At 60.3% G+C, this 21258-nt stretch carries 7 protein-coding genes and 3 pseudogenes; 9 read left to right on the top strand and 1 reads right to left on the bottom strand.

Annotation, left to right across the window (positions count from 1 at the left end; genetic code table 11):
• Positions 1 to 955 precede the first annotated feature (955 nt).
• The 6 genes and pseudogenes from ACQY5B_RS05555 (at position 956) to ACQY5B_RS05530 (ending at position 15463) form a co-directional block, all read left to right on the top strand.
• Positions 956 to 2152, top strand: a complete 1197-nt coding sequence (locus tag ACQY5B_RS05555) for an FAD-dependent oxidoreductase (protein WP_420326031.1) — start codon at positions 956 to 958, stop codon at positions 2150 to 2152.
• A 16-nt stretch (positions 2153 to 2168) separates the two neighbouring features.
• Positions 2169 to 3992, top strand: a complete 1824-nt coding sequence (locus ACQY5B_RS05550; RefSeq protein ID WP_420326032.1) for a flavin monoamine oxidase family protein — start codon at positions 2169 to 2171, stop codon at positions 3990 to 3992.
• 15 nt (positions 3993 to 4007) lie between these two features.
• A complete protein-coding gene (locus ACQY5B_RS05545) occupies positions 4008 to 5090 on the top strand; it encodes a peroxidase, FMP-type (RefSeq protein ID WP_420326033.1) in 1083 nt (360 codons plus the stop codon).
• 681 nt (positions 5091 to 5771) lie between these two features.
• Complete coding sequence (locus ACQY5B_RS05540; RefSeq protein WP_420326034.1) at positions 5772 to 9527, top strand: G8 domain-containing protein; 3756 nt, start codon at positions 5772 to 5774, stop codon at positions 9525 to 9527.
• 902 nt (positions 9528 to 10429) lie between these two features.
• Positions 10430 to 11162, top strand: a pseudogene (locus ACQY5B_RS05535) (transposase); the annotation flags it as partial.
• Positions 11163 to 11344: 182 nt separating this feature from the next.
• Positions 11345 to 15463 (top strand): Hint domain-containing protein, encoded by a 4119-nt coding sequence (locus ACQY5B_RS05530; protein ID WP_420326035.1) that lies wholly within the window; start codon positions 11345 to 11347, stop codon positions 15461 to 15463.
• Positions 15464 to 15586: 123 nt separating this feature from the next.
• Here ACQY5B_RS05530 and ACQY5B_RS05525 read toward each other — a convergent pair.
• Positions 15587 to 15868 (bottom strand): annotated as a pseudogene (locus ACQY5B_RS05525) (transposase); the annotation flags it as partial.
• A 270-nt stretch (positions 15869 to 16138) separates the two neighbouring features.
• Between ACQY5B_RS05525 and ACQY5B_RS05520 the strand changes: the two are divergent.
• The 3 genes and pseudogenes from ACQY5B_RS05520 to ACQY5B_RS05510 all read left to right on the top strand — a co-directional run bounded on the left by ACQY5B_RS05520 (position 16139) and on the right by ACQY5B_RS05510 (position 20772).
• The gene (locus ACQY5B_RS05520; protein WP_305972074.1) at positions 16139 to 16261 is read left to right on the top strand and encodes a hypothetical protein; all 123 of its coding nucleotides are present in this window, start codon (positions 16139 to 16141) and stop codon (positions 16259 to 16261) included.
• Between the two features lie 118 nt (positions 16262 to 16379).
• Positions 16380 to 17263: pseudogene (locus tag ACQY5B_RS05515) on the top strand (IS3 family transposase); the annotation flags it as partial.
• A gap of 563 nt (positions 17264 to 17826) precedes the next feature.
• A complete protein-coding gene (locus tag ACQY5B_RS05510; RefSeq protein ID WP_420326036.1) occupies positions 17827 to 20772 on the top strand; it encodes a type I secretion C-terminal target domain-containing protein in 2946 nt (981 codons plus the stop codon).
• Positions 20773 to 21258 lie beyond the last annotated feature (486 nt).

Raw genomic sequence — 21258 nt, 5'->3', positions numbered from 1 at the left:
ACTTCTGGCGAAATCTTCTGCAATCCAAGATTGCATCAATGGTCGATTCGGGAAACCCCGGAGGTAAAAAACGGCTCTTTTCCTTTGTGGGCATCCTTCTCAGGCAGTGAAAATGGGAGGCATTCAGCGCGTCCAGCCAACGCGATGCAGAGCCCCCCATCCACGAAAATCAAAGGCAGCCGTATGCAGAAAAACCAAAACACGCAAAGATAATACCCCCCCCATGAAGGGCATAAGCCACCTTCAATTTTAACGTGTACCGGACACCCAAGGACGCACCGTCGACACCGGCCAGATCAATCGTGCACACAGTCCAACCTGAGCAATGGACAACACCGATTATCGAGCCACAGAGGAGGCTCAAGGACGCCGACCTTTGCTTTGCAGAACATTCAATCCGATCGAACCAGACAAATAATTTATCAATTTCAGTAGGTTCCACAGAAATTGAGTCAAATGACTTTGTACCGATTGACTTATCTGCGCTCCGAAACTTCCGGACGAAACTCGTGCCAAGGCAGGGTTGGCGGAGGGTTCAACGACCATAGCGAACGACCTGCGGTGAATTCTGTTTCCTTGACAGCTTGCAACCATGTGGTGAATGGTTGTGCAGCAGGAATCAAAACAACCCTGTGATAACGCGCGCTCCTCGCATCGACGCGTCAAGCCGCTTTGAATCCCTGCCCGACACCTTTAACGCCGTGCGGGAAATGATTATTCGAGTTGTGTGAAACCGTTTTTTCCAGACCGACTTGGCCAATGGCGTCAAATAAACGCCGGAGGAAGTGAGATATATTGCCGATCTGGCATTGTTCGTTCGAGACAAGGATCGAACCGAACTTGAGCCCGGAATTGCCAGACGCCACAACACGCACTTCCCCTACAAGCGGTCAGCAAATTCAGAAATAGCCCGACACGCCAGAAACCGGTGGGGGCGTCAGGGGGGGGGACACGCATGACGGACCAAAGCTACGACCTGATCGTGATCGGGGGCGGTGCGATCGGCCTGTCGACGGCATGGAGTGCGGCCCGGCGCGGTTGGCGCACGCTGGTACTGGAAAAATACGGGGTGCTGAACGACGACGGCAGCTCTGCCGGCGCATCCCGTCAGTTTCGCCTGCAATACGCCCAAGAGTACATGGCCGAACTCTCGCTCGCGTCGCAAACCTTCTGGGCGGAATTGCAAGGATACACGCAAAAGACCCTGATCCGGCAAAATGGCAGCCTCTGGTTCGGTGATCCCGATCTCGACTCGCAGGAAGGCGGGATTGCCGCCGCCGAAAAGGTCATGGACACGCTGCACATTCCCTACACCAAGCTGACCGCCGCAGAGATCGAGGCGCGTTTTCCCTTTCGGAACCTCCCCAAGGATTACGAGGGCTTCTTCCAGGCCAGCGGCGGGATCATCGACCTGAAAGCCACCGAGGAGGCCGCGCTTGACGCCGCCCTTGCCTCAGGCTTCGTCGATATTCACGAATGGGAACCGGTGACGGACATGGCCGAAAGCGGCACGGGCGTCACGGTCTTTACGCCTGAGGGCCGCTACCACGGCGCCCGACTCGCCATCTGCGCAGGGGCCTATGTCAACGACATGCTGAGGCCCCTCGGTCTCTCGCTGGGCATCGACATCTGGCAAATGTCCTCGGCCTATTTCGCGCTGACCGCGCCCGCCTCGCATTTGCCCACCTGGTTCGTGTTCCAGAACCCCAGCAGCAGTGCACTATTCTACGGGTTTCCAGAGGTCGACTGGGCGCATCCGGGCTATGCGCGCGTGGCGACGGATTTTCCCGACAAGATCCTGACCGACCCGTCCCAGCGCAGCTTCGCGCCCAGTCCACAGAGCCTGAAACTGGATGCGCAATGGGTCAAGGATCACATGACCGGCCTCGACCCCACGCCGCGCTTCACCTCCACTTGCCTGATCGCCCTCGCCAAGGACGCGTCGCGCGAGTTGCTGCTGGACTACACGCCGGCCTGGGGCAGCCCGCATTCCAACATCGTGACCTACACCGCCGGTTGGGCGGGGAAGTACATCCCCATCCTGGGGGACATGATCGTCCGGATGCTGAGCGCTCCGGAAACGGAACTGACCTACGGCGATTACACGATCCCGCTGGACAAGTTCGCGATCGACTGGACGCAAGCGCAGTGAGGCCACGAGGGACCCGATGACACAGACCTATGCAATCTTCGGAGCGGGGCCCGCCGGGCTCTATACCGCCTGGCGGCTCTTGACCGGCGGCAAGGCCGTGGCCGGGGACACGATCACCCTGCACGAATGGGGCACTTACGATTTCGAAGGCACCGGCGCGCACCGCCAACCCGCCGGGCGCATCTGTTCACATCACATCGCCGCCGGCTCGGGCGAGGGACAGGACCTGAGCGCCACCTATATCGAGATCGGTGGCATGCGCTTCAGCGAATGGGATCGCAAGCAGTACAAAACGGACAAGGACGGCAAGGAGATCCCCTCCCCCGGTCATCGACTGGTGACGCAGACGATCTGGGACATCGGCTTGCACGATGATGTGCAGGATTTCCTGACCACCACGGACCCACTTTTCTACCTGCGCGGCCAGCATTTCTACCAGAAGGAGCTTGGTACAGGCTCACCGCCGGTCAAGGCGCCCTATGACACTCCGGGCAACAACGAGGCACCCGCCTCGGACCTCTTCACCAACATCTCGAACCTGATCACCGGCGGCGCCGACCTGGAGACCCGCAGCGAACAGTGCCACTATTATGCCAAAGGCACCCTGCCCGACAGCTTCAACTCCTTCGTCTATGACCCTGGCAACACGGTCAGCAATATCGGCTACTGGAATGTCTTTTACGACCAGGCCGGGAACGAGGGCTTCAACTACGCCGCCGATGCCGGCGGCTACAGTTCGAACGTCATCAACTGGAACGCCGCCGACGCGGCCTTCTACAACGGCGAATTCGCCCCCGGGGACAAGTTCAAGACGATCGCCGGCGGTTATTCTCGCCTGTTCACCGAACTCTATCGGAAGGCGCAGGAGGCCGCCGCTGCAACAGGTGTCACTCTTGAACTGAAACAGGGGACAAGATTGCATTCGATCTGGATGCAAGGCGGTTCGGTGACCTACCAGCTTGCTTCTGCACAGGATCCCTATGCAGCAGATGGCGCCCCCCTCACCGCCGATTTCGCCTTCCTGGCCATGCCGCCCGAGTCGGTCGAGTTGATCGCGCAGGCCACAAGGTACACCGGCGCCCCCTCGGGCGGGACGGATTTTCTCAACGCATCGAACGTCGCCAACTACCTGGACGCGGTGGTGCGGCAACCGTCCTACAAGGTGGCCATGTTCTTTGACCGGCCGTGGTGGACCGAGACGCCTCACGCACCCAAGCTGGTGTCCGAAGACGGCTCGTCCGCCCATGTCTACGGACCCACCATCACCGACCTGCCCCTGCGCCAGATCTATTACTTTGGGAACAACGCCCTGCCGAATTATCAGGGCCCGCCGGTCTACGGCGTCCTTGCCTCATATGACGATGAACGGTTCGTCGAATTCTGGCGTCAGTTGGAGCTTTCCGTGGGTGACCGGCGCGAAGAGGCCGACTATCGCAACCTGCAGCCACTGGAGGGCGGCAAGGCCGCGCCGCCCGAAATGGAGCGTATGTTGCGCTTGCAACTGGCCAAGGTGCACTACGGTGACCCCGACGCCGCAGGTCTCATCCCGCAATCCACCAGCACGGCCTTCATGGACTGGGGGCGCAACCCCTTCGGCGCCGGCTATCACGCCTGGGCCGCGCATTACGACATCTGCGATGTCATGCAGCGCCTGCGCGCGCCCGCCGATCTGGCCGGGGAGACCGGTGCACCGGTCTACCTGATCGGCTCCGCTTTCTCCAACGACCAGGCCTGGGTCGAAGGTGCGTTCTGCACAGCCGAGTCCGTGCTCGTCGATTACCTCCACATGACGCCGCTGATCGACACCTCCGTCTACAAGCTGATCTGTTCCGCCTGCTGACAAAGGACCAACGACATGGTTGCCATACCTCCCAAGTTCACCCCCGGAGTGCTGAAAGAGCAACAGAAACAGGCCAACTACGGCGTGCTCGAACAGCTCGAAGGCACCTGGGTCAACGTCACGAAAGACCCCGACTCCAAGATGCTGGGCGTGCATACCACCTGCTTGCCCTCGCCCGGCACGAACTCGGAAACCATTCCGGGCAAGTTCCGCTTCCTCTGCCAGAACTACACCGAGGAACTGACCTTCACGCGGGTCCCGGGCGGCGTGCGCAACCGTGTCGGCGCGAACGAACAGTTCTGCGGCGCGATGAAATACGAGACCTCGATCATCGACCTTCAGGGGCACCTGCTGCACGAAGAGAACGGCATGTATCTTTGGCTCGACCAGATCTACAACCACGCCGCCAATGACAAGTCGATTGAGATGGACATCGGCTATCCCGAACTTGCCTCGGGTGACGGTGCGAACGGGCCGGTCTACGTTCCGGACTACTCGGTCGCGCGCAGCGGCACCATCCCGCATGGCAGCACCGTTCAGATGTTCGGCAAATCCTCGATCATACAGGGCGCGCCGGAGTTTCCCCACGGGACGGCGGCCTGGGATTTCGATTTCCTGGCGATTTCTCCCAGCATGGGCGGCGCAGGTACCACGCCGTCAACTCCCATCGACCTGGACGAGCCGCCGCCGCCCTGGGTTTTCGATACTTCACTGCCGGCAACCGACCCCAGCGGCAATAAGACATACACCCAGCGCATCCTGAAGCATGACCTCTACCCCTACTCGGTGCGCCCGGACCTGATCCTGCGTGACGCGATCAAGGACCAGACGATCAAGCACTTCACCCTGATCGAGATGGACACCCAGGAAGCCACCGGCCCACAGGGCGGCATCCTCAACATCCCCATCGTCCGCCGCTTTGTCCCCGTGGTGAAGATGGACATGCGCATGTGGATCGAAACGGTCGAAGAAGACGGGAAGGAAATCCTGCAACTGCAATACGAGCAGATCGTCGATTTCGAGTTCCACTTCGGCACCGATGGCGGCGTGACCCGCTGGCCGCATATTCAGGTCAACACCTTGCGCAAGAAGACCTGACACCCCGCGGCCTGTGTCGCCAGACTGAATCCGGGCAGTCTCACGAACGGCCGATTGGCCGTACCCGTACTCGCGCAAATCGCGCAGCAAGAACGGACACGCCTTTTGTCCATTCGCTGCTCCGCTGGCTGGCCCTGCGCTTCCGTCAGAACTGTGCCCTGCTCCCCAAAAAATCGACCGCTGGAACGGCGAACCGTCTCACTCGATCGGCTTGGCATCCGGAGAGGAGAAGGGTAACGAGGCCGGCGCGCCAAGGATCTGCGGCAGAGGCACAGGTCTCCGCGAGGCACGTTTTGCAAATGCCAGTTTCATACGCGGTCGCACCGTGACATTGGCATATTTTCGCCCATAACGATAGTCGTTCTGGACATCATACAGCTTTCAATTGCATCTGCGGCACGTCTACGGCAAGCGCCATTTGAGGCAGCCGACACGGAATAGAAACGGAAAAGGGAAACCGCAAGCAAGGCGAAGCATCTTCTTGATGTCGTGAACTTGGACTTCAACTCGGCCTGACCATCCATGCGGGACACGCTCACGCCCTGCAGCGTTAGGCAAGTGTTAATGTCGGCTTAGTAAACAAACATCACGAATTCCGGCGATCTCTGACCAGATCACCGGATCAGTGACGTTGCGTATCACAAGTTTTCGCCCCCCCCCCGCGGAAAGAGGCAAACACCGATGGAAACCACTCAGACGACCCACATGATGGAACACATGCAGCAGGCGAACGCCTTGCTCGATCCCAGCGACGCCACTCACGTCGCAGTCAAGAACGGAGCCTGGAGCGATCCTGCGACCTGGGCCGACGGAAACATTCCCGATCAGGACGCCAATGTACACATCCCTGACGGAATTTCAATACTTTATGACGTCCGGACCTCCCCAAATCTCGGGACCATCCGCGTCGATGGCGCGCTGACCTTCAGCCGCGCGCACAGCACCGAGCTGCGGGTCGAGACCATCGTCACAACGATGGGGTCGCATTTCGACGCGGGGTCCATGGCCGACCCGATCCCCGCCGATGTCGAAATCGACATCATCTTTCGCGACACGCCGATCGATCGCAACGTCGATCCCGACATGCTTGGCCACGGGCTGGTTGCCTTCGGCGAAGTCGACATCCAGGGCGCCGCGAAGGAAAGCCATCTCGTCATCAAGGACGACGTCCCCGCCGGCGCGACCTCCATGGCCGTCGAGGGCGATCTGACCAACTGGCAGCCCGGAGACACGATCCTCGTCGTCGGCACCAAGTACCTCGGCGAGGACGAGTACGGCGTCCTGATGACCCAGGACGAGACCCGGACCATCGTCCGGGTCGAGGGCGACACGATCCATTTCGACGAACCGCTGGATTACGCGCATGAAAGGCCGACCAGCATGGAGGCCGACATCTATGTCGGCAACCTGTCGCGGAACGTGACCTTCCGCTCGGAAAACCCCGAGGGCACGCGCGGCCACGTGATGCTGCACAACGGCACGCCCAACCCCGAGGACGGGTCGGTCAACGACGTGCGCTACGCCGCCTTCGAGGACCTCGGGCGCACCGACAAGACCATCGACATCAGCACCACAAACCCCGAAGGCCGCTATCCGCTCCACCTGCACATGATCGGCAGCGGCGTCGACGCGCCGACGAACATGCTGGTCGGCAACGCGGTGACCGGCAGCCCGGGCTGGGGCATCGTCCAGCACCAGAGCCGCGCGATGATCAACGACAACATCGTCTACGACATCACCGGCGGCGGGATCGTCTCGGAATGGGGTGACGAGACCGGCGCCTGGATGCGCAACCTCGTCAGCAGCGTGACCAGCTACGACGCCGAGAACAAGAACGGCGACGGCGACCAGGGCGCGGCCTACGAGAACCAGTCGCGGGTCATCGTGCAGCAGTACAACATCGCCGCGAACTCGAAGATCGGCTGGAACTTCTCCGGCCAGGAGCATTTCCCCGAGGACGATCCGGACAAGGCGCCGAACGACGGCTACCACCGCAAGATGTTCGAGCGGGAACAGCTGAAGTTCGACCCCGATCCCTTCGATGTGGCCATCGACCACGAAGAGCCGGCAATCGTCGACTTCGTCGGCAACACGGTCATGACCTCCTCCGAGGCCTTCCGGGTGTACCACCGTCAGTTCGCCGCGCACAGCGACACGCTCAGCGTCATCCGGGAATTCGACATCTGGGGGGGCAGCGACGGCATCAACCTGATGAACTACTCCTACAACTACGAGTTCATCGATTCCGACTGGAGCGGCAGCGGCGTGGCCTTCCGGCTGGCGGGCAAGAACTCGTCGTTCGTCCTGAACGACATCCGTGCCCATGATTTCGGACTGTTCTGGAAACAGCTCGGCGTCGGCCACGAGTCGGTTCTCTACGATGTCGAGACCACGAACGTCGACCGGATGTTCGAAATCAACTACAACAGCGACAACGGCGACACGGCCTACTGGGTCGACTACTTTGCGCAGTTCGGGATCGACTATCTGAACCCGACCCCGAAAGTCCTCTCCGCCGAGGACGCCGACCCGACGGCCGGCCTGACCTTCAAGATGGCCGGCGACGCCGACGTGACGCTCACGCCCGGCGACTGGGAGGCTCATGTCACGGGAACCGTCACCGACGGCCTGGGGGATCGCGTCTTCTACGAGAAGGTCGCGGGCAGCACCAAGGCGCAGTTCTCCACCTTCTGGGGGGCGAGCCTGAACCTCGTGAAGAATGCCAGCGGCTGGCACAGGAACTTCACGCGGGACGAGTTCCTGACCGAGCACGGCACATGGCAACACGCCAACGGCGCATGGGTCGTCCCCGTCGTGTTCTGGGTCACCGAGCGCCTCAGCGGGGAACAGCACCCGGTCATCGTCGAGCTCAAGCTGGAGGGCTTCGACGACAGCTACCTGGCGCAGTTCGAACTTGACGCCTATCCCACGCCGAAGCCCGGAAACCCGGATTTCGACTACGGCTTCGACATCGGGACCGGCGAACCCACCGACCCCGTCGAACCCACAGATCCCGTCGAGCCGGATCCCGAACCGGTCGATCCGGTTGATCCGGATCCCGAGCCGGTCGACCCGGATCCCGAACCGGTCGAACCCACCGATCCGGTCGATCCGACTGATCCTGTCGAACCGGATCCCGTCGAGCCTACTGATCCGATCGATCCGGTCAACGGCAACTTCTGGGAGGGGGCCGAGAACGTGGTCCTGGGAACCGAAGGGACCGACACGCTCAAGGGCTCCGAGGGCGCGGACATCCTCGTCGGCGCTGGCGGCGGCGACAAGATGTTCGGTTACGGCGGCGCGGATGTCTTCGTTCTGACCGCAACCGATGCCACCGCAGGCGCGGACAGCGACATCAAGGATTTTGACCTCTCGCAAGGGGACTCTCTGGCAATCATCGACGTGCCGGAGGCTCTGGTCGGGACCGACCCGAATACCTGGATACGTTTCGTCGATTCGGGGACGTTGGGTGAACTGCAGGTGAACCTCGATGGGACCGGCTTCAAACCGCTTGCCATTTTCCGCGGCGGGCGCGGACTGACAATCGATGACCTGATCAGCGCAGGCAGCCTGGATATCTACTCAGATACAGGCGAAACAGATGGGGGTGGCGGGATTGTCACCGACCCGGAGCCCATTCTCGATACAAGTGCGGACGAGGACGGGGACTTCGCCCTGACGATGCCGGACCTGGAAATCACGAACGACGAGGCCGATGCCGTACAGGTGCAGGTCTCAGGTCTCGATGCGGATGCCGCGGCCGTGGTCACAATCAGCAGCGGCACGTTCACCCTGAGCCAGGAAATCAACTCTGACGGCACGATCGAATTCGACCTCACCGCTTTCGAGCCGGGTTCGCTCAGCATCAAAGCGTTGATATCGGATGACGCGGGCAACTCCGAAGTTCACATCGGAGAGAGCTTGACCCTGGTCGCGCCACCCACAGAAGATCCGACGGATCCTGATGACCCCGATCCGCTCGCTTCGTTTGATCCGACCCATGCCGGAAGCGAAGGCAGTGACAACCTCAAGGGCGGTGACGGGGACGATCGTCTTGCGGGCGGAGGTGGCCTCGATCGGCTCTACGGCAAAGGTGGCGATGACATCCTCGTGGGCGGTGCCGGGTCCGACAAGCTCTATGGCGGTGCCGGGGCGGACACGTTCCTGTTCGGTCCGTCGTCGCTCGGGGCCGGTGTCGATGACATCAAGGACTTCGTCCTGTCAGAAGGAGACGTCATCGCGCTGAGCGGCATCGTACCGGAGGATGCCACCGACCCGTCGCTTTGGGTGCGCTTCGTGGATTCCGGCACGGTCAGCTACCTGCAGGTCGATCCGACCGGGACCGGCGCCAATTTCGAGGATCTCGCGCTCATCCGGGACGGACGCGGCCTCGAACTCGACCAACTCATCGCGACCGACGCGATCGAGTTCTACTGACCCGCAGTTCCCGCCCGCGCGGGAACGTGCCATGACTCCAGGAACGCCGCGGCAGGAATGTCGCGGCGTTCGCGTATTGCCGGGCCTTCGGCCCTTGCCGGGAGGCCGGTCGAGATCAGGCCGGCCCCCAGACGCAGAATGCCACCTGCCTCGCCAAAGCGGCGTTCTCTGACCGCAGCCCGGGCACGCCAGACAAGACCGCGTGCCAGCGCCCGGGCGACCGAGGCCCTTGCCACGCCGCCAGGGTACAACGGCTGCATTGATTGATAGCGGCACCTATACGAGCACATTTGGGCATGCATCGCAGGATACCCGCACCGGGTCAGCGTTAGGCCTTTACGCAGATTTGGTGCAGTCCAATTCGCTGAGTCCAGATCGATTGGACGACCTGTTCAAGCCGCTATCCAGTTCGACCTTACCAACCCGCATGCATTTGATGCGGCTTGAGAAACGGGCATTTTTCTCGCTGTGGACTGCAAGGTTTCGTCGACTAGCATTCGAAACTTTGCACTTTGGGTTCCAACCATGAAGCGCTGCGGTCTCGCCCCAGAACAGGATGACCTTCTCCGACCGCGCCAGGTCCAGATGATCGACATGCGGCATGAAGTGGTGAAGTTAGCGGGCCTGATGTATCTCCAGCATGTCCGCCATCAGCGCTCTTGGGACATCTGAGTTGACTTCGTAACGGAGGCTTTCAGGCTTCATCGAAGCCACCAAGGAGTGGAGATGAGACAGAAACCCAGAAATCGAAGCCTACAGCTGAGGCGATGCTAAAGGACATTCGCCGGCGCACACGGAAGCACCATTCGTCCGAGGAGAAGATCGCATCGTGCTTGAAGGGTTGCGTGGCGAAGACAGCATCGCCGAGCGCTGTCGGCGCGAAGGGATCGGGACGAACTGAATCGCCCCGCGAACTTGCGGTCAGGTTCACCGATACCCGGCGCTACTTCGTGTCGGAGGCCCGCGTTTACAGGGTTCTGAAGACACAAGACCTGATCACCAGCCCCGCCTTCGTCGTGATCAAGGCGGCAAACGAATTCCATGAGAAGACGACCCGCCCGAACCAGCTCTGGCAGACCGACTTCACCCATTTGAAGGTTATCGGCTGGCGCTGGTTCTGCCTCTCGACGATCCTCGACGACTACAGCCGTTACGTCGTCGCGTGGCGGCTCTGCCCGACGATGAAGGCATCAGACGTGACAGCTACGCTGGAAGATGCCCTAGTCGCCTCGGGCTGCGACCGAGCCACCGTCGTCCAACAGCCCAGGCCGCTCTGCGACAACGGCAGCAGCTACATTTCCGGCGAATTGGCCAATTGGCTTGCCGACTAGGGCATGGATCACGTCCGCGGCGCGCCCCGGCACCCACAGACCCAAGGCAAAATCGCGCGCTGGCATCAGACCCTGAAGAACCGAATTCTCCTTGAGAACGACTACTAGCCCGGGGCTCTCGAAGAGGCTGTCGCGGCCTTCATCGACCACTACAATCATGACCGCGACCACGAGAGCCTCGGCAACCTCACGCCTGCCGATGTCTATCTCGGCCGTGAAGCACGCAATCCTGAATCGGCGAAAGGAGGTCAAAGCCAAGACCGTCGAGAAGCGCCGATTGCTGCATCGCCAGACCGCAGCATAAACCAAAACCCGACCGAGCCAGACCCTCCGTTCCCAGTCAGGCCTTCGTGCTCCAAATCATCTGACGACGAGCACAATGATTTATTAGCGTTTCAGCACTATCAAGTGCTATCCAGATCAGCATCAGAGAAAACTATGTCGAACATAAAAGGTTCCTCTGGCGATGACCAAATCGATGGGACGTTGGAGGCGGACTCCATCCAAGGGTACTCTGGCAGCGACACAATTAATGGAGGTCAGGGCAATGACACGCTTGACGGTGGAGAAGGGGACGATTTTTTTAAAGTTTACGGGTCCTACGCCGGCACTGACCAGATCGACGGCGGCGCGGGGTACGATGTCGTCCAGGGCACGAGCGCAAGCGATGTGTTCCGCGTGGAGAGCCACCTCGGCAACCTGACCGACATCGAGGAGATCGACGGCGGCCCGGGCGGGCATGATGTCGTGCTGGGCACCGGCGCCGCCGACCTGATGGACATGTCGTCGGGCCCGAAGCTGACCGGTATCGACGAAATCGACGGCGGCGATGGCGACGACACGATCATCGGCACCGCCGCGGATGACTTTATCGAGGGCAACCACGGCGACGACAGCCTGGCGGGCGGCGACGGCAACGACACCTTCTCGATCTACGGGTCCTACGCCGGCACCGACCAGATCGACGGCGGCGCGGGGTACGATGTCGTCCAGGGCACGAGCGCAAGCGATGTGTTCCGCGTGGAGAGCCACCTCGGCAACCTGACCGACATCGAGGAGATCGACGGCGGCCCGGGCGGGCATGATGTCGTGCTGGGCACCGGCGCCGCCGACCTGATGGACATGTCGTCGGGCCCGAAGCTGACCGGTATCGACGAAATCGACGGCGGCGATGGCGACGACACGATCATCGGCACCGCCGCGGATGACTTTATCGAGGGCAACCACGGCGACGACAGCCTGGCGGGCGGCGACGGCAACGACACCTTCTCGATCTACGGGTCCTACGCCGGCACCGACCAGATCGACGGCGGCGCGGGGTACGATGTCGTCCAGGGCACGAGCGCAAGCGACGTGTTCCGCGTGGAGAGTCACCTTGCCAACCTGACCGACATCGAGGAGATCGACGGCGGCACGGGCGGGCATGATGTCGTGCTGGGCACCGGTGCCGCCGACCTGATGGACATGTCGTCGGGCCCGAAGCTGACCGGTATCGACGAAATCGACGGCGGCGATGGCGACGACACGATCATCGGCACCGGCGCGGATGATTTTATCGAGGGCAACCACGGCGACGACAGCCTGGCGGGCGGCGACGGCAACGACACCTTCTCGATCTACGGGTCCTACGCCGGCACCGACCAGATCGACGGCGGCGCGGGGTACGATGTCGTCCAGGGCACGAGCGCAAGCGATGTGTTCCGCGTGGAGAGCCACCTCGGCAACCTGACCGACATCGAGGAGATCGACGGCGGCCCGGGCGGGCATGATGTCGTGCTGGGCACCGGCGCCGCCGACCTGATGGACATGTCGTCGGGCCCGAAGCTGACCGGTATCGACGAAATCGACGGCGGCGATGGCGACGACACGATCATCGGCACCGCCGCGGATGACTTTATCGAGGGCAACCACGGCGACGACAGCCTGGCGGGCGGCGACGGCAACGACACCTTCTCGATCTACGGGTCCTACGCCGGCACCGACCAGATCGACGGCGGCGCGGGGTACGATGTCGTCCAGGGCACGAGCGCAAGCGACGTGTTCCGCGTGGAGAGTCACCTTGCCAACCTGACCGACATCGAGGAGATCGACGGCGGCACGGGCGGGCATGATGTCGTGCTGGGCACCGGCGCCGCCGACCTGATGGACATGTCGTCGGGCCCGAAGCTGACCGGTATCGACGAAATCGACGGCGGCGATGGCGACGACACGATCATCGGCACCGGCGCGGATGACTTTATCGAGGGCAACCACGGCGACGACAGCCTGGCGGGCGGCGACGGCAACGACACCTTCTCGATCTACGGGTCCTACGCCGGCACTGACCAGATCGACGGCGGCGCGGGGTACGATGTCGTCCAGGGCACAAGCGCAAGCGACGTGTTCCGCGTGGAGAGCCACCTCGGCAACCTGACCGACATCGAGGAGATCGACGGCGGCCCGGGCGGGCATGACGTCGTGCTGGGCACCGGCGCCGCCGACCTGATGGACATGTCGTCGGGCCCGAAGCTGACCGGTATCGACGAAATCGACGGCGGCGATGGCGACGACACGATCATCGGCACCGGCGCGGATGACTTTATCGAGGGCAACCACGGCGACGACAGCCTGGCGGGCGGCGACGGCAACGACACCTTCTCGATCTACGGGTCCTACGCCGGCACCGACCAGATCGACGGCGGCGCGGGGTACGATGTCGTCCAGGGCACGAGCGCAAGCGACGTGTTCCGCGTGGAGAGTCACCTTGCCAACCTGACCGACATCGAGGAGATCGACGGCGGCCCGGGCGGGCATGATGTCGTGCTGGGCACCGGTGCCGCCGACCTGATGGACATGTCGTCGGGCCCGAAGCTGACCGGTATCGACGAAATCGACGGCGGCGATGGCGACGACACGATCATCGGCACCGGCGCGGATGATTTTATCGAGGGCAACCACGGCGACGACAGCCTGGCGGGCGGCGACGGCAACGACACCTTCTCGATCTACGGATCCTACGCCGGCACCGACCAGATCGACGGCGGCGCGGGGTACGATGTCGTCCAGGGCACAAGCGCAAGCGACGTGTTCCGCGTGGAGAGCCACCTCGGCAACCTGACCGACATCGAGGAGATCGACGGCGGCCCGGGCGGGCATGATGTCGTGCTGGGCACCGGTGCCGCCGACCTGATGGACATGTCGTCGGGCCCGAAGCTGACCGGTATCGACGAAATCGACGGCGGCGATGGCGACGACACGATCATCGGCACCGCCGCGGATGACTTTATCGAGGGCAACCACGGCGACGACAGCCTGGCGGGCGGCGACGGCAACGACACCTTCTCGATCTACGGATCCTACGCCGGCACCGACCAGATCGACGGCGGCGCGGGGTACGATGTCGTCCAGGGCACAAGCGCAAGCGACGTGTTCCGCGTGGAGAGCCACCTCGGCAACCTGACCGACATCGAGGAGATCGACGGCGGCCCGGGCGGGCATGATGTCGTGCTGGGCACCGGCGCCGCCGACCTGATGGACATGTCGTCGGGCCCGAAGCTGACCGGTATCGACGAAATCGACGGCGGCGATGGCGACGACACGATCATCGGCACCGGCGCGGATGACTTTATCGAGGGCAACCACGGCGACGACAGCCTGGCGGGCGGCGACGGCAACGACACCTTGGCTGGTGGACAAGGAAACGATGTCTTCGTCATAACCGTAAGTGCCGGAAACGATACCGTAACGGACTTCGATATTGGGGATTCCGATGGGGACGGTGCGTCGAACGACCGTTTCGATGTATCGGAGCTCACCACGGCTGAGGGGGCACCGGTAACGGCAAACGATGTGAGCGTATCGGACGATGGATATGGAAACGCGGTACTCACTTTTCCTTTGGGCGAAACTGTCACACTGCAGGGTGTCAGCCCTTACGAGATGACACCCGGTCAGTTGTATGCGTCGGGCATTCCCTGCTTCACATCCGGTACCATGATCATGACACCAGATGGCGAAAAACTGGTGGAACAACTTGGCGTTGGCGATCTGGTGGAGACCGTTCACGATGGGCCGCAACCCGTCTTGTGGCATACGACGCGAAATCTTGATCAGGACGATCTATTGGAAAATCCTGATCTCAAACCTGTCTGGCTCGATGGCGATTGGACTGGAGACCCCAGAGGTTTGCTGGTGTCCGCTCAGCACGGAATTGCCGTCACACCAAAATCCGGAGGGGCCCTTCGTCTCGTACGGGCAAGTCAACTTGCCAAGATAGCTGGCGGAAAAGCAAGGGTCGCTAGAGGCAAATCCAAAGTCAAATACGTTCACTTGCTTTTTCGCAAGCATCAGATCGTGTTTGCAAATGGGATCCAGGCGGAAAGCTTTTATCCCGGGGCACAGGCCATTTCGTCTTTGGGATTGGCCGAGAGACTGCTGTTCTTGGCGAAATTTCCACAGTTCCAAGCAAGCTGCGTTTCAGATGTCTATGGGCCACCTCGCGCGCCGTATTGCAAAACGAAAGACCTCCCTGAAAGGCTTGATGGCCTCCGTCCTGTAAGAGCGATAAAACGCGGCAAGGTTCCGCTCCAGGCGATGTTGACAAAAGAGACTCACAGTCTCTGTTAAGCGTGATTCAAGCTGGTATTGAACCGCACCGGGTTTGCCGGAGGCTGATTTCAGTTAGTTACGCGGCAATGTCCTCAGTTTCCAGTGCGGCGTAGGCTCTGGACTCATTGAGTTTCACAGCCATTAGATGACGAGTGCGGCGAGAGCGATGGCCGAGAAGAATGCCTTGGGGCATCTGTCGTATCTGGTTGCCACACGCCTCCAGTCCTTGAGCCTGCCGAACATGATATCGCATCGCTGCCCGGCAGTGCATTGCGTAGCAATGTCACGATAGGGGCGGTTACGGCGTTTGTAGCGGCGCTTGTCGTATTTGACGGGGGCCTTGCGTTGCTTTCGTCCGGGGATGCAAGCGCGTATCCCTTTGTCTTGCAGGGCTTCTCGGAACCAGTCAGCATCGTAGCCCTGAGCCACCCCCCGAAATTCGGACACTGACATAAGCTACGATTTGCAGTCTGCTGATCTTCGACGAGAAGGAGATCATAGATGTCGAAACGGAAGCAGCACGCGCCTGAGTTCAAGGCTAAGGTCGCGCTGGAAGCCCTGAAAGGCGAGGGTTGGAGGGACCGTCGCGCCAGTGGCGCGGCGTAAGCCCGAACAACGCGGCCGAGCTGGCCAGCCGGTTCGGGGTGCATCTAGGACCGGCAGGTGTTTGCATGCAAACACAGAGAGGCGACGATGATCCATCAATGGAAGCGGGCCCTGCTCGAAGGCGCGTCCGGCGTGTTCGAGCGCGGAGGCCGCAAGAGGCCCGAGATTGACGAGGAGCAGGTGAAGGAGCTGCACGCCAAGATCGGGTGAATTGGCGGGTGAACGCCACCGGTCCGAGAGAACCCGACAATGCGGTGGCCAACTCTTTTTTGGAACGAAAGCTGAAGCCTTGGGGCGGGAAGTGAGGCGCGGCATGATCGAGCCGGACCACCCGGATCTGTCGATCGGTCAGCAGTGCAAGCTACTGTCGATCGCCGGCTCATCCCATTACTACGAGCCGAAGGGTGAGACCGAGCAGAACCTCGGCCTGATGCGGCAGATCGACGAGCGTCCTTCGGACCTGGAGCCCCCGTTCTTCGGCGTTCGGCAGCCTCTCGGGACATTCCTGCGGAATGCCCTGCCGGCCAGTGGATGACCTGGCATCTGCGTAACGACGGACACCTTGTGAACGAGAAGCGAATACGGCGGCTGATGCGCCTTATGGGTTTGATGCCGATTTACCAGAAGCCCAACACGAGCAGGCCAACGAAGGGGCACAAGACCTATCCCTACCTGCTGAGAAGCCTGCGAGTAGAACGCCCAAACCAGGTCTGGTGCTCGGACATCACCTATCTGCCCATGCGGCGAGGGTTCCTCTACCTCGTGGCGATCATGGACTGGCACACCCGCAAGGTTCTGTCCTGGCGGATATCGAACACCCTGGAGGCCGACTTCTGCGTCGAAGCGCTGAACGAGGCCATCCACAAGTTCGGCCCGCCTGAGATAATGAATACGGATCAGGGATCCCAGTTCACTTCTTTCGCTTGGACGGACCGGGTCCGCCGCTCGGGCGTGCGGATCTCGATGGATGGGAAAGGCCGTTTCCTCGACAATATCTTCATTGAGAGGTTGTGGCGCACCCTGAAATACGAGTGCGTCTACCTTCATGCCTGGGAGACGGGATCGGAGACGAAGGCGGCGATCCGGAAATGGATGACCTTCTACAATCACCAGCGCCCTCACTCAGCCCTCGGCGGCAAGCCACCGGCGCTGGTCTATTGCCAGAGAAATGATATCAACCAACCCGATCAGCAGGTGCAACGAGTAGCTTAAATTACGCCAGTTCCTGTCCAAAAGATGGGGAGTAGCTCAGTCCAAGGGTTAGAGGAAAATTCGAGTCTCAGATAAATATTCTTGACACATTCAGTTTTTGTTTCTGTCAATGACATGGGGCAAAGACACCAAAAAACGCATCTGTTCTCTTGTTGGTCGGTGGGTCTGCCAATTGGGGGGGGGGGGGGGAGGGGTATTCAGATCCCAAGATCTCTAGCGTGACCGACCGGCGTGGGCCAATCGTTTGCGCCTCAAAGGCTTGGAAACTACTGGATTCAACGGATTAGTGAAAAAGGCCGGCGCTGAATCAATAGCCGCTTTACAGTTCCTTTTTGTCCTCTCGCCGGGGTAAAGAAAAATACTTGGGCCGGGGTCCGAATTTCTCAGCGGGAACATCCGCTCAAAGCTTTTCTCAAAAGTCTGCTGAGAGACAAGCAAATCGTTTGGTGCAATATCGGCGCGTAAATGTGTCCGCGCGCGCTTCTCCCAATGATGTTTCCGAATGTCATGCCGGTGCCGGTATGCGCTTGTCGATCGAATCTAACCAATGAGGAGGAAATCCGATGCCACTCAATTCATCAAACAGTCCAGCCACTGAGGTCGAGGTGCTCGGCACTCCTGGGGAAGATTTCCGGCGGGGATTGCCGGGGCTCGACACGCTGATCAGAGGTTTGGGCAACAATGACACACTCGTCGGTCGGGACGGTGACGACGTGCTGATCGGCGGCGCTGGGAACGACGTGGTCCGTGGCGCCGAGGGGGCTGACACATTCGTCCTTACCCAAGTCGACGGCAGTCTTGACGACCTGAAGGATTTCAACTTTGCCGAGGGCGACAAACTAGAATTTCGCGGTGTCTTCCAAGGCTATAACGGCGGAGATCTGAGCGGTTACCTGCGTTTCGTCAAGGCAGGTACGACGTCAAGGATCGAAGTCGACCCGACGGGCGGTGGCACGGATTTTCAAGAAATCGCCATCGTCCGCAATGGGCGGTCTCTGACGCTCGAAGATCTGGTGAACGGCGGCGCAATCCTCGTAACCGACGTGGCGCCACTGGCCACGTCCCAAACAGAGATCTTGGGCACCCCGGGAGACGACATTCTGGGCGGACTGCCGGGTATCGACACGCTGATCCGGGGCCTGGGCAGCGAAGACAAGCTCCTCGGTCAAGACGGCGACGACGTGCTGATTCCTGGCCCAGGCGGTGGCCCGGTTCGCGGCGGCGAAGGCGCGGATACCTATGTGTTCACGGAAGCCCGCCCAACGTCGATGCTCGACCTGAAGGACTTCAACCTAGCCGAGGGAGACAAGCTGGAGTTCCGCGGGATCTTTCAAGGGTTTGAATATGAGGGCGAAAAAAATCTGGCCGGACACGTGAGCGACTATTTTGGCTACCTTCGCCTTGTAAAGGACGGAACCTTGTCGCGGATCGAGATCGATCCTACCGGCAGCGGCACCGATTTCCAGGCAATCGCCATAATCCGGAACGGGCGCTCTCTGACGCTCGAAGACCTGTTCGACGCCGGCGCGATCAGAGTGACGCAAACCTTCCCGAATGTGATCGGCGAAGGCAACGACGTCCCGATCTTTTACCCGAATTCGAGAAGCGGTGCCGATCCGGAGGCGCTGACCGTGGATGGGACCGGCGATCTCTTCATCAACTTCGTGTCGAGCGAAACCAGCCTCGACAATGTGCTTGGGGTCTACCGCATTGAGGATGGCGAAATCGGCGAGACCCGAATCTTCGAGGATTTCGAACACAGCGGCCCGCAAAGTTTGGACGCGCTTTTTGGCGGAGTTGATCCGGGTGATCAGTTCGGCCTATTTCTTGTCAGTGACGGACAGTCGGATGACGCCCTCAACAGCTTTGCCATCGGCGCGCCTTGGGATATCTATTTCGGGTTTGACCCCGGAACAGGGTACCAGCACGACACATTGACCTGGGCGCCTCCATGTGGCCCGTTGGGCGGTCCAGAAGGACCAGTCTGCCCCCCCGGTGGAACCGTGATGTCTGAGATTCACCACGCGTTCGACGCCCCGCTGAACACTGATGTGTGGGAAGTAACGGTCGCTGCCATCGGCGGCTATCGCGGCGAGCAGTACCTGATTGGCTTCGAGGACTATGTTGGGCCCGAAAGCGACTTTGACTTCAACGATTACGTGATCTCGGTGGAGCGCTCTTCGTCGGTGCCGGTCGATTTGTCAGGCGAAACCGCTGGGGTCATCATCGACCTTGAGGAACAGGGGTACAATTATGCGGCAAAAGTTCTGCCGATCGGCGACTCGTTGACGGTTGGCGTCGGGGGGAGTGCTTCCGGTTTCCGCAAACCGCTGTTTGATGCGCTTCTGGAGAAGGGCGTTTTTATCGATTTTGTGGGTGAGAAACCACAGACTGTCAAAGGGGTAGACCTAGAGCATACCGGATACACCGGACGTCGGCTCGGTCTAAATCCAGATAATCCAGATCGTTCATTCATCCTCCAGACGGGACTCGAATCTGGCCTGGATGAGCAACTTAAAAAATTCGCTCCTGACGTCACGCTCTTATACGCTGGAATCAACGATATCCGTTTCAACATGCAGCATGACGCGGAGGCGCTGGAAAACATTCGTTTCACCGATATCAGCGGCAACATGGCGCTCTCTACCAATATCGAAAATGCAATCAACCAGTTCTCGGCAGTAACTGGTGAGAGCCAGCATCTTGTTGTTTCAACTCTGGCCCCGATCGTTGCAAATACTACAGATTCTACCGTTATTCCGGAAGAATGGATCAAGTACTACAACGAAGGTGCCTACGCCTTGACGCCTGGGGAGATTGCCGCCCAAAGCTATGCCGCGGGACAGGCTGATCCCCAAGCCAACGCGCGTCTACAGACCGAAGGCATCGTGACAGTTGTCAACCGCATACGGGGCGAGGACGGCGCAGATAAGGGCAACTTGCATCTTTTCAACAATCCGGTGACCACTGACGATCTGTTGATAAACGTGACCAGCAATGACGAGGTCCCCAGCAAAGACGGACTCCATTGGGGCGACAGCGGATATCAATCTTATGGCATGGAGATGGCTCAGTTCCTTATCGACACACTGGGCTACAATGGCGGCACGCTGGGCGAAACGGACTGGAAGCCCTATGCTGGCAATGACGCCACCGGCGGTTCCGGCGGTGACCGGCTGATTGGCAACGCCGAGGCCAACGTGCTGGACGGTGGGGCGGGCAATGACCTGCTCGAAGGAAAGGACGGTGCTGACACCTTTGTCTTCCAAGATGATTTTGGCATGGACATCATCGCCGATTTCTCGCTGGCCGAAGGAGATGTGCTGCGCTTTGACGATCTGCTCTGGACCGATACCCATGGCACGCTTAGCGCAGCGGAGGTGATTGACCAATTCAGCTTTGTCAATGCTGACGGCAACGTCGTGCTAGCCTTTGAGGACGCCGCGATGGTCACGTTGGTAGGGGTCTCGACAACTATCGGGCTTGCTCCCGCCTTGGAGCTGTTCTGAAGCATTCCAAAGGCCGGCAGTGCAGTATCACTGCGCTGCCATTTAACCTCAAACAAGCATCGAACCAGAGCCTACATAACGAAAAATGCCCGCACTCATCCCATGGGCTTCTGACGTCCAGCGAAGCATATTTTAGCCGGACCCAGAACCTGAAAACTGCCGCCTGAAATGAACCCCATGCTATAGCTTAGCCTGGCGGCAAACTGGTCGAAAATTCAGGACCACCTCTGGTTAGACATTCCTGCGCCGCAAAAAAACGACTGTTCCGCTTTCGTGGGCTTCTAGTAGGGCTCTTGGAATGTCTGGGCTATTGGGGATGTACGGCATCTAATACTCAGGGGGCGCGATGGTGTCGTGACAGGGAAAGTTTGGCCATGGTTCAATGGTAAGCTAAGGATTGATCGCTTTACGTTTCGGAAGAAGCCAAAGTGTACAACGGTTTGTGGGTCGCTCAACGGCAGTAATGGGCAGTGTCTTGCGCCGGAC

This window comes from Antarctobacter sp., from assembly GCF_965277915.1.
GTDB lineage: Bacteria > Pseudomonadota > Alphaproteobacteria > Rhodobacterales > Rhodobacteraceae > Antarctobacter.
Note: the sequence above shows the minus strand (reverse complement) of the source record. Positions and strands in the feature narration are given on the sequence as shown.